The 11458-nt window shown below is 58.1% G+C and carries 7 protein-coding genes; 1 reads left to right on the top strand and 6 read right to left on the bottom strand.

The annotated features are described in order from the left end of the window. Nucleotides 1–10 precede the first annotated feature (10 nt). The 6 genes from AC5RE1_RS04495 to glgX form a co-directional block, all read right to left on the bottom strand. Nucleotides 11–1498 carry a 1,4-alpha-glucan branching protein gene (locus AC5RE1_RS04495; protein ID WP_493938412.1) on the bottom strand — a complete coding sequence of 496 codons (1488 nt, stop codon included), beginning with the start codon at nt 1496–1498 and terminating at the stop codon, nt 11–13. 106 nt (nt 1499–1604) lie between these two features. Continuing rightward, on the bottom strand, nt 1605–3806 hold the full coding sequence (gene glgB / locus AC5RE1_RS04490) for a 1,4-alpha-glucan branching protein GlgB (protein ID WP_493938411.1): 2202 nt from the start codon (nt 3804–3806) through the stop codon (nt 1605–1607). Nucleotides 3807–3897: 91 nt separating this feature from the next. Next, nucleotides 3898–5946, bottom strand: a complete 2049-nt coding sequence (locus AC5RE1_RS04485; RefSeq protein ID WP_179369748.1) for an alpha-1,4-glucan--maltose-1-phosphate maltosyltransferase — start codon at nt 5944–5946, stop codon at nt 3898–3900. A gap of 131 nt (nt 5947–6077) precedes the next feature. Then, the gene (locus AC5RE1_RS04480) at nt 6078–6839 is read right to left on the bottom strand and encodes a VIT1/CCC1 transporter family protein (RefSeq protein WP_179369747.1); all 762 of its coding nucleotides are present in this window, start codon (nt 6837–6839) and stop codon (nt 6078–6080) included. A 141-nt stretch (nt 6840–6980) separates the two neighbouring features. Beyond that, the gene (gene trpS, locus AC5RE1_RS04475; protein WP_493938410.1) at nt 6981–8081 is read right to left on the bottom strand and encodes a tryptophan--tRNA ligase; all 1101 of its coding nucleotides are present in this window, start codon (nt 8079–8081) and stop codon (nt 6981–6983) included. A 53-nt stretch (nt 8082–8134) separates the two neighbouring features. Continuing rightward, nucleotides 8135–10429 carry a glycogen debranching protein GlgX gene (gene glgX / locus AC5RE1_RS04470; RefSeq protein WP_493938409.1) on the bottom strand — a complete coding sequence of 765 codons (2295 nt, stop codon included), beginning with the start codon at nt 10427–10429 and terminating at the stop codon, nt 8135–8137. Nucleotides 10430–10666: 237 nt separating this feature from the next. On the opposite strand from glgX, the gene AC5RE1_RS04465 reads away from it, so the two are divergent. After that, nucleotides 10667–11458, top strand: a complete 792-nt coding sequence (locus tag AC5RE1_RS04465) for an electron transfer flavoprotein subunit beta/FixA family protein (RefSeq protein WP_103632058.1) — start codon at nt 10667–10669, stop codon at nt 11456–11458.

Raw genomic sequence — 11458 nt, 5'->3', positions numbered from 1 at the left:
GATGGCGCTTTTAGTCTTCAGTGATGAGAGCTTCGATGGCTCGTACTGGAATGTCAATCCAGTCGGGGCGGTTTCGTGCTTCGTACACGGCTTCGTAGAGAGCCTTGTCGAGTTCGAGGGCTACGATCAGTGCACGCTTACGTTCTTTGTCTGCCTCGTTCATGTCAGCGAATGAATCGCGGTATCCATCGATGAAAGCGGTGCGCATGTCGGTTCGCCATGTTTCGTCGGTGGCTTTTCCGACGGCTGCCGCGTAGTCGAAGGAACGGAGCATGCCGGCAACATCACGCATGGGTTGGTCAGGCATTGAGCGTTCGGCAAGCGGACGCAGGGGCTCGCCTTCGAAGTCGAGAACAAACCAGCGTGGTTCTACGCCTGTGGGAAGATCCTTTTCGTGGAGGACCTGCCCCAGGTGGTAGTCGCCGTGGATGCGTGTTGCTTCATCGAGGCGATCGAGAGCCTCGAGGCGCGCGTAGACGCGGTCGACTTTCTCTTCGAAATTCTGGATGCGTTCTGCAAGGAAGGCGACTTCTGCCAGCGCCCACGAGGCGCGCGATCGCAGGGAGTGGGCAAGCTCTGATGGGGGAACAGGGGCGGATGTACCCAGGGAGGCGGCCATATGGGAGTGCATCTGGGCGGTCGTTTGACCGAGAGTGAATGCTAGTGCTCTTGCGGAGCTACGAACTGTTCCATTCGCTGGGTTGTCACGGGTGGCATAGTCGCAGAAGAGTTCAAAACCGTCGTCAGCGGCTGGAATGAAGGTACAGGCTACCGCGGAGTCGGTCAGGATGGTTTCGCCCGTTAGAGCGTCGTTCCAAGTGAGTGTGGACCATGCGACGGGTGTGCGGACGCGATCCCACCCGTCCTTTGCCAATGCAACAGACACCTCGACATCGGGGTTGCGACCTGCGGCGAGGACGCGGAAAAGCTTGATGACGATGTCATCAGCATAAGGATCACCTTCACCGCTACGCATGACGACGTTCGTATTCGACTGCTCACCGGTCATGACTCGTCCGCTATTGGCGCGTCTTTCGATCGCAACGATGCCCTCATCGTCAAGGAACGACCCCTGGGTGTGGGCAAGCCTCGCCCACGCCCGCCAGAAATCGGGATGGTGCGGACCGTCAATGAATGCGACCTCGGGGGTACTTTCCATGACGAAACCATGCGATCCGGGGATTTCGCCGGCGACAGCAAAGGAATCAAGGTCTGAAGCGGGTGCTAGGGCCAAGGGGACGTGGATCAGAACGGGGGCCTCGTCGAGAGCGTCGGGGTGTTTCGCGCTGATCAACAGATCACGAATCGTGTCGCCCAATGCAACATCGGCGTGGATGCTGAGTTCATCAAGTGTCGGTGCTGCGTCACCTTTCAGTGGAAACCAACGGCGGTCCTGCATCCATGCGTGGAGCCCGGCAAGGAGGTCCTCATCTGCGGGCCACGACAGGTGCGAGGTCGAGGTGTTCACTGTGTAGTCTCCTTTGACGGATGGGAGCATCGGTTGATGGTGCGCGGTGCATGTGTGTCTGCCCTTGCGGGGGCAACACAAAACGCGGACTCATTCTATCGACATTCGTTCGATGAATGAGTCCGCCCTGAAGATGTCAGTGCTTTGTGTCAGGCTTGAGGGGTGCCAGCCAGAGTCCACCGAGCGGCGGAATACGCAGCTCGACTGAGAACGGGCGGCCGTTCCACGGGATCGGTTCTGCGATGATCACACCTGGGTTGGTCACGCCGGAGCCTGCGAATTCTTCGGAGTCGGTGTTGAGGATTTCAGTCCATTCACCGCCGAAGGGCAGTCCCACTCGGTAGCCCTCATGCGGGTTACCAGCGAAGTTTGCTGCGCAGACGACGACCGGCTGTTCGGTGCCTTCGCGCTTGCCCTTACGCAGGTAGGTGATGAGGTTGTGATCCCCGTCGGATGCATCGATCCACTCGAAGCCCGTGTAGTCGTCATCCCAGAAAGCAGGATTTTGGGCGTACAGGTGGTTGAGTCGGGAGACCAGCGCTTGAACGCCAGCGTGGCCTTCGAAGTCGGTGATCCACCAGTCGAGCGAGTAGGACTCGTTCCATTCCTGGCGCTGGGCGATCTCTTGACCCATGAACAGGAGTTGCTTGCCGGGGTGCGACCACTGGTAGGCGTACAGCGCCTTGGTGCCAGCGAAACGCTGCCAGTCGTCACCGGGCATCTTCTCGACGACGGTGCCCTTGCCGTGAACAACTTCATCGTGGGAGATCGGTAGCACGTAGTTCTCAGAGAATGCGTAGACCAGCGAGAATGTGAGTTCGCCGTGGTGCCAGCGCCTGTTCACCGGGTCTTCTGCCATGTAGTGGAGGGTGTCGTTCATCCAGCCCATGTTCCACTTCATGCCAAAGCCCAGGCCACCACCACTGGTCGGTGCGGTCACGCCCGGCCATGCGGTTGATTCTTCTGCGATCATGACAATGCCAGGATGCGTGCGGTAGGCAGTCGCGTTGGCTTCCTGCAGGAATTCAATCGCTTCAAGGTTCTCGCGGCCACCGTACTGGTTTGGACGCCACTGGCCGTCCTTACGCGAGTAGTCGAGGTAGAGCATCGAGGCGACAGCGTCGACGCGCAGACCGTCAATGTGGAAGTCTTCGAGCCAGTATAGGGCGTTCGCAACCAGGAAGTTGCGGACCTCGCGACGACCGAAGTTGAAGACGTAGGTTCCCCAGTCAGGATGCTCGCCACGCAACGGATCCGGATCCTCATACAGGGGAGTGCCGTCGAAACGAGCAAGCGCCCAGTCGTCCTTTGGGAAGTGGGCGGGAACCCAGTCGAGAATGACGCCAATTCCGGCCTTGTGGAATTCGTCGACAAGGTAGCGGAAATCGTCGGGTGTGCCGAAACGCGAGGTGGGTGCGTAGTACGAGGTCACCTGGTAGCCCCACGACCCGCCGAAGGGGTGCTCCGCCAGAGGCATGAACTCAACGTGCGTGAAGCCCATTTCCTTGACGTAGGGGACAAGCTCGTCAGCCAGTCCGCGGTAGCCCAGACCCTGTTTCCACGATCCAGCATGGACCTCGTAAATCGACATCGGGCCTTCATGGACGTTGCGCTCGGCGCGGTCAGTCATCCACTTTTCGTCGGTCCACTCGTGGTAGTAGTCGGTGACGACGGAGGCTGTTGCCGGCGGTATTTCGGTAGCGCGTGCCAGAGGGTCAGCCTTCTGGAACCAGTTGCCACCGGGACCTTGGATTTCGAACTTGTAGCGTGCGCCTACCTTGACGCCGGGGACGAAGATTTCCCAGACGCCGGACGAGCCAAGGGAACGCATCGCGGTTGCAGTGCCGTCCCAGAAGTTGAAGTCGCCGACAACGCGGACAGCGCGTGCGTTCGGTGCCCACACGGCGAAGGCAACACCGTCGACGTCGCCCATGTCGCCGCTGTAGTGCTTAACGTGCGCGCCAAGAACCTTCCAGAGCTGCTCATGACGGCCTTCGGAGATGAGGTAGGTGTCCATCTCGCCGAGCGTTGGCAGGTAGTGGTAGGGGTCGTCGAGAGTCGTGATCTGATCACCGTAGGTGACGCGAACGCGATAGTCAGGGACTTCTTCACCGGGAAGGACGCCAACCCACACGCCGGCGTGTTCGTGGGTCGCGGGGTACGCTGCGGTTGCGGTGACAATGTCGACTGCATCAGCAAGGTGATGAACGGAGCGGATGGTGACTGATGAATCACCAATATGTGCGCCGAGGACAGAGTGAGGATTGTAGTGAGCGCCGTTGCCAACGGCATCGAGCGTCGCTAGATCCACGGGGATGGGGGTCAAGTCATTAGTCATGTCCACATTCTCGCACGTCATCGGCATCTTTGTGAGATGGGCGACACTAAAATTCGCCATAAGACACCGTGAGAGCCGTCCTTTCTCGATGTCAGTGTCGGTTGGTCCAAGGTTCGAGGTCAGTTGTGGGCTCAACAGAGAACACATGACCAAGACGAGTAACGGGGGAAAGATCAACCCAGCCTTCGGATCCCCAGGTGTAGGTGGTGCCATCAAGCTCGTCGACAACGCGGAAATGACCACCGGCGGTTTGAATTCCCAGGTCGTTCAGATCAATGTGCACGGTGCCTGACACACCTTCATGAGGATTGAGCGACACGATGCAGATCACTGTGTCCGTGTTTCCGGACTCGGTGAATACTCCGGAAACCTGCTTGGAGAAACACATGATCTCTGGGTGAGAGGTCGGGTGAATCCGAAGCTGGTGAAGCTGACGCAGGGCAGGGTGCTTCGCGCGAGCAGCATTCAACAGGGTGAACAAGCGCGTAATGCCAAGAGGCTCAGCATCTTCCCAGTTACGCGGGCGGAACTCATACTTCTCGTTATCGTTCTGCTCTTCAAAGCCAGGACGCTGAACATTCTCAACGAACTCGTAGCCCGAGTAAATCCCCCAGTTCGGAGCGCCAAGAGCGGCGAGCATTGCACGAATCGCAAAGATCGCGGTACCGCCCGTCGTCATCTGCGGGGTCAAAATATCGTGAGTGGTCGGCCAAAAGCTCGGACGCATCAGGTGAGCGGTTTGCGTCGAAACCTCGGTCAGATACTCTTCGATCTCCTGCTTTTCAGTACGCCAGGCAAAGTACGTGTAGGACTGATCGAATCCGACTGCGCCCAAAGTGCGCATCATCGCGGGGCGAGTAAATGCCTCAGCGAGGAAAACAATCTCCGGGTGCGTATCGTGAACGTCAGCGATGATTTCCTGCCAGAAACGCACCGGCTTCGTGTGCGGGTTATCAACGCGGAAGATCGTCACGCCGTGCTCAATCCACACTTCGAGGACATCACGAATGGCCTCGTAGATGCCGTCATAGTCGTTGTCGAAGTTCAGCGGATAGATGTCTTGGTACTTCTTCGGCGGATTCTCCGCGAATGCAATCGAACCGTCGGCGCGGGTTGTGAACCATTCGGGGTGTTCGGTGACCCACGGGTGATCGGGGGAGCACTGCAACGCGAAGTCGAGGGCGACTTCAAGTCCAAGCTCTAACGCGCGCTCAACGAAATCGTCGAAATCATTGAAATCGCCCAGCTCGGGGTGAATCGCATCGTGTCCACCATCGGGGGAACCAATGCCGTAGGGGGAACCCGGATCGCCCTCGTAGGCGACCAGTGTATTGTTCTTACCCTTACGATTTGTCGTGCCGATCGGGTGAATAGGTGTCAGATAGACGACATCGAAGCCCATTTCAGCAATGCGGTCGAGCTCGTAGGAAGCCTGCTTCAGAGTTCCCGACACCCACGATCCATCTTCACGCTGGAACGCGCCGGCTGAACGCGGGAAGATCTCATACCAAGCACCGGTCAGGGCGCGCTCACGAGCAACGGCCAGAGGATATTCGCGTGAAGACCCAAGAAGGTCACGTACGGGGTGGGCGCGGAACACGGCGCGCACGTGTGACGACACGCCCGCGGACAGGCGTTGCTGAACCGAACGTGACGTATCGCGCAGGTGGGCTGCGGCGTCACGCAGAACCTCGGCGTCCTTGGCATCGAGGGGCTGCTGCAGGGGGTTGTTCAGGGCTTTTCCGTCGATGGCGCGTTCCATCAGGAGTGCGCCTTCTTCCAGCATCAATTCGACGTCGACACCTGCGTCAACTTTGATGGTTGCGTCGTGACGCCACGTGGCATAGGGGTCCGACCATGAATCGACGCGGAAAGACCACGTGCCGGGGCGATCGGGTTTGACCCACGCTTCGTATCGGTCAAGGCCGGGTGCGATGTCCGCCATTGGAGCGCGCATGTGCTCGACACCATCGGGGTCGATCAAGACCGCTTCGGCCGCAAATGCGTCGTGTCCTTCGCGGAAAACCGTCGCGCGAATGGGAAGAGGCTCGTTTTCTGTTGCCTTTGCGGCCAACGTGCCGTCTTCAACGACAGGGAAAACTTCAGTGACTGGGATTCGAGGAAGAAGAATGTCGCTCACGTCACCAGCCTACGTCAGTTGGGGCGCTCGCGTGGTCAGCGCGGGGCTGCTGGTTCGTGTTTGCGTATGCGGTCAGTTTCAGATAAACCAAACCGGCCTCGTCGCCGAATTGACGAGGCCGGCCGCGTTTTTCAGACTGCGACGCCGAATATGTGGCCGACAGCGAAGGTCAGTGTCATTGCGACGCTACCGCCAACGAGCAGACGTGCAATTGCGGGAAGGCGAGGTGCACGACCAAGAATCGCTGAGATCCACCCAGTCAAACCGAGCGCAACAAGGACGGCGGCGAATGTTGCGGGGATACGCATGCTGGGTGGGAACAACAGCATCGTGAGCAGAGGGAGGAGCGATCCAAAGAGGAAGGCAAGGAAGGAAGATCCCGCTGCCACCCACGGGTTCGTCAGATCGTCATGGTCAATGTTGTGCTCAAGCGACAGGTGAGCATCCAGTGCGTCACTTTCGCTTAACGTCCGTGCTACCAAGGTCGCGGTGTCTTTCGGCAGGCCTCGTTCTTCCCACAAGGACGCAAGGCGCTTTTCTTGACCAGCTGGATCAGCCACCAGGGCAGTCTTCTGGTCGGCGACAATCTTTCGTTCCGTGTCACGTTGGGTGGAAACGGAGACGTATTCGCCGACGGACATTGATAGGGCTGCAGAAACGATCCCGGCTACACCCGCAATAGCGATGGCCTTCGTGTTTGCCGGGTTCACAGCTGCGACGCCAACAAGAAGGCCCGAAATCGACACGATTCCGTCATTGGCGCCAAGAACGCCTGCACGCAACCAGTTGAGGCGAGCAGCAAGAGACTCTTTCTTCTGGGCTACAGGCGCAACTGAAATGACGGGTGAGCACTTGACAGAGTCGGAAAAAGTGAACGGAATAAGAGTTGTCATTCTCTCAAGCTAGGGAGAAAAAGACTGCTCCGCTAGCAAGGAAAAGCGCGCCTCTAGGACCTTTGTACTACCTAAAAATGGGTGCCCTCAATGCTCTGAGGGCACCCATAGCTAGCCGGTCTGACCAGCGAAAATGGTGGCTCAGTAGTTCATCTTCATGGCGGTACGTACCTCGTGGAGGGTCTCGTTCGCCTGCTCATTCGCCTTTTCGTTACCAAGTCGTAACACTTGGAGTAAGTAGTCCTCGTTGTTGATCAGTTCGCTACGCTTTTCGCGCAGTGGAGCAAGCATCTCATTGAGGGCCTCGGTGACGAACATCTTGAGCGTGCCGGCACCCTTATCGCCGATCTGCTCGGCAATTGCCTCGGGAGCCTGACCGGACGCTAGGCAGCCCAGCATCAAAAGGTTCGCGACCTCAGGACGATTCGCGGGATCGTAGGTGATCGTGCGCTCAGCGTCAGTCTTCGCCTTCTTTACGATCTTCGCCGTTTCGTCAGCGGTCATGCCAAGTTCGATCGTGTTGCCACGCGACTTGGACATCTTCGCGCCGTCGGTGCCGAGCAACAGCGGGACCTCGGACAAAAGGGCCTCGGGACGACGGAAGACGGGAACCTCAGGATTGGCGCGACCATAGCGCTTATCGAAACGCTGGGCGATCAGGCGAGCCTGCTCCAAGTGTGGCAACTGATCCTGACCAACGGGAACAAGATTCGCCTTGCAGAACAGAATGTCAGCAGCCTGGTGAACTGGGTAAGTCAGCATCAGGCCAGTCATAGCGCGACCGTCGGTGGCTTCGAGTTCTGCCTTCACTGTAGGGTTTCGGTGCAACTCAGACTCGGTGACCAGAGACAGGAAGGGGAGCATCAGCTGGTTGAGCGCCGGAACGGCAGAATGGTTGAAGATCGTCGAACGCTCCGGATCAATACCGGCAGCAATGTAGTCGGCAATCAGACCAAGGACGCGTTCACGAATTGGACCAACGCCGTCACGGTCCGTGATCACCTGATAGTCGGCAACCAGAACCCACGTTTCAACGCCACGGTTCTGCAACAGAACACGGTTACGGAGCGTACCGAAGTAATGACCGAGGTGCAGATGCCCGGTCGGTCGGTCACCGGTCAGGATACGGAAGCGAGTGGGATCTTCATCGATGGCCCGGTCGATTTCGGCTGAACGAGCCTTCGAACGAGCAAGCGATGCGTCGGATGTCGAGTGTGCAAGTGCGTCTTCACTGGAAGTCATGGGTGTGATTCTATCGAAAGACGCGCCTAACGCTATTTCGCGTCCGCCCGCAGTTAGCGTTTGGGCGGTACCGCAATATCGGAAAGCAAGACCTGCATCGAGTTCGGTCGAAGAGTCACGATGGATTCATTGGCGACCTGTCCCAGGCTCAGGCTCAATGCGAGAGGATCGGTCCCCGGTTGAACACCCTCGTCAAGGCGAATCCACGCCGTATTCACACATACGAGCCAATCGACGCCGTGGCCGGTCGGAAGGCTCACATCCTGCTCGTCCAAAGTGCCGTTCACAATGACCAGAGCGTCGCGGTCGTTCCAACGTACGCCCGAACGCAACATTTGGAACACGCGATTGTCGGAAAGAGCCCAGCCTTCTGTCGGCATGGGAGCACCGGTCTTATCCAGCCACGCCACATCCGGGATTGAATCGCCGGGTACGGGTGCACCTGATTCGTAGATATCGGGGCGCAATACGGGGTGAGCGTGACGCAGGCCGATCAACCAACGAACGAAGTCCTTGTGTGCCAGTTGCTCGGGTGTCAGATTCCAGTCGAACCACGAGATCGGGGAATCCTGACAGTACGCATTGTTATTGCCCTGCTGAGTGCGACTAAATTCATCGCCGCCGAGAATCATTGGGGTGCCCGCAGAAATGAGCAGGGAGGTCAGCATGTTGCGCTGGGTCTGGTAGCGACGACGAGAGGTCGTTTCGATTGCTTCTTTTGCCTCAACCGGGTCACCTTCATCGTCGGTCATGTTCGCGATTGATGCGACCCAGCCTTCAATTCCGTGGTTCCATGAACGATTGTCGTTCGATCCGTCGCGGTTGCCTTCCAAGTTCGCCCAATTATGCTTGGTATCGAACGCCGTTAGGTCAGCGAGGGTGAAGCCGTCGTGCGCGGTGATGAAGTTAATTGAAGCACGAGGCCCGCGTCCGATTCCGGTGCCATGATCGAAAACGGGGCAGGAACCGGCCAAACGGGTCGCTAGGTTATTCGGGCCAGACGCGCCGTGACCTTCGACTAGGGAACGAACGTCGGAGAGCCAGAAGCCGCGCAGTGCCCCGCGGTAGTGGTCATTCCACTCTGAGAAGGGGAGTGGGAAATTGCCGGTCTGCCAGCCTCCGGGGCCGATATCCCAGGGTTCAGCAATGAGCTTTGCCGTTGACAGTGTTCGGTCGGTTGCCATTGCCATCAGCAACGGGTGCTTCGGGTCGAATCCCGTGGCGAAGCGTCCAAGGGTTGCGGCCAAGTCGAAGCGGAAACCGTCGACGCCCATTGTGTCTGCCCAGTAGCGCAGGGAATCGAGGATCATCGACATTGTCTTGGGATTGTCGACGTTCACGGTATTTCCGGTGCCCGTGTCGTCAATACAGGCGACGGGAACCGTGTTCGTGTGGCGGTAATACAGGTCAGAATCGAGTCCACGCCACGAGAGTGACGGGCCGGCGTTGCCACCTTCACACGTGTGGTTGTAGACGACGTCAAGGATGACTTCGATCCCTGCCTCGTGCAGGATCGACACCATTCCGCGGAACTCGTCGACGACCGCTTGGGCGCCACGGTCTTGCGCTGAATGAGTGGCATAAGAAGGCTCGGGAGTGAAGAAGTTCAGGGTCGAATAACCCCAGTAATTAGTCAGACCACGTTCCGATAGGAACGGTTCCTCACACTTCGCGTGAACGGGGAGAAGTTCAATGGAAGTGATTCCCAGGTTCTTCAGGTAATCCACTGACGCAGGATGTGCCAAGCCCGCGTATGTTCCCTGTAATTCGCCAGGAATACCCGGCATGTTCTTCGTAAAGCCCTTGACATGGACCTCGTACACAATCGTCTTTTCCCACGGGACGCGTGGCTTTGGTGCCACGGGGAAGCGGGAATCAACGACAACGGAGCAGGGGACATGCCCACGCGAATCAAGAGGAGAACGCGCAAACGGATAAGAAGTTGGATATAGGTTCTCGTCAACGATATGCCCGTAGACTGCGGCACTCATGTCAACGCTTCCCTCGAGACCTCGTCCGTAGGGATCCAACAGGAACTTCGCCGGATTATAGAAGAAGCCACGATCGGGATCCCACGGGCCATCAGCGCGGAAACCATAACGCGTGCCCACACCCAAGCCATTGATATGACCGTGCCAAATGCCCTCGTTGCTAGGAATCAGCGCATACCGCGTTTCAGAGTCGTCTAAGTCCAGAACACAGAAATCAACGTGCGTCGCCAGGCGTGCCACGACGGAAACGTCAAGACCACCGTTTGCAACGTGGACACCGAAGCGAGGAGAAACAGGGTTCGGCTGAGTAACATTCACGAGCGCCACCGAGTGATCGTGCGAATGGTCGTGGCCCATGATGTCCTCTCTCTAGCCAGAACGTGCTTGAACGCTAACGGTTCAAGAAACTGTTGATGGGAACTGCGTCTTCTTGTCAACGTATCGCGCACATACTCAAAAAGTGTGCGCGACCACCCGCACTATTATTGCAAGCCGGCAAGGTTTCTGACGCAACGTAGTCAAAGCGTGTGGGAAAACCCATCTCACACCCCTTGCTCTTCGGGCTTACTCGCCCTTTGTGGCACGCTAGAAGCTATGAGAATTGTCGTATGCGTGAAACACGTTCCAGACATGCAGTCGGAACGCCGATTCGAAGATGGTCGCATTGTTCGTGGCGAAGATGACATCCTCAACGAACTGGATGAAAACGCCATTGAAGCAGCCGTTCAACTGGTCGAAGATAACGGCGGTGAAGTCATCGCCCTGACCATGGGGCCCGAGGACGCTGAAGACGCCCTGATGCGCGCCCTCCAGATGGGGGCCGACCGCGGTGTTCTTATCAGCGACGAGGCACTGGCTGGAGCTGATGCCGGTCTGACCGCGCTCGCATTGGCTGGAGCCATTCAGACGCTCGCCGACGAAAAACCCATTGACCTTGTTATTACGGGTATGGCATCGCTCGACTCGATGACCTCAATGCTTCCCGCGGCGCTTGCGACCCGCTTACACTTCCCGTTGCTCGGTCTGGCCCACGAAATCTCCGTCGATACCGGCGCCTCGAGCATTGAAATCAAGCGTAACGCCGACGGGTACGAGGACGTCCTTTCCGCACCCATGCCGGCAGTTGTCTCGGTCACCGACCAGATCAACGAACCCCGCTATCCGGCATTCGCGGCCATGAAGGCCGCGCGCAAGAAGCCAATGGACACCTGGGAACTGGCCGACATCGAAGAAAGCGTTGCAGGCTCGGCTATCGCCCAGCGTGGCCAGGTTACCGAGGTCCTCGAATCCAACGAGATCACCCGCGACAACGCCGGAACGATCATCCCTGACTCCGGTGATGCAGGCCTCCGACTGGCCCAGTACCTCCTCGAAGTGGTGAAGTGA

The organism is Actinotignum sp. usb-actsch-rep-73 (assembly GCF_059082735.1).
Note: the sequence above shows the minus strand (reverse complement) of the source record. Positions and strands in the feature narration are given on the sequence as shown.

Bases quoted from the DNA above. Each gene is read 5' to 3' on its own strand.
- AC5RE1_RS04495 (WP_493938412.1), bottom strand. From the start codon at position 1,498: ATGCTCCCATCCGTCAAAGGAGACTACACAGTGAACACCTCGACCTCG.
- glgB (WP_493938411.1), bottom strand. From the start codon at position 3,806: ATGACTAATGACTTGACCCCCATCCCCGTGGATCTAGCGACGCTCGAT.
- AC5RE1_RS04480 (WP_179369747.1), bottom strand. From the start codon at position 6,839: ATGACAACTCTTATTCCGTTCACTTTTTCCGACTCTGTCAAGTGCTCA.
- trpS (WP_493938410.1), bottom strand. From the start codon at position 8,081: ATGACTTCCAGTGAAGACGCACTTGCACACTCGACATCCGACGCATCG.
- glgX (WP_493938409.1), bottom strand. From the start codon at position 10,429: ATGGGCCACGACCATTCGCACGATCACTCGGTGGCGCTCGTGAATGTT.
- AC5RE1_RS04465 (WP_103632058.1), top strand. From the start codon at position 10,667: ATGAGAATTGTCGTATGCGTGAAACACGTTCCAGACATGCAGTCGGAA.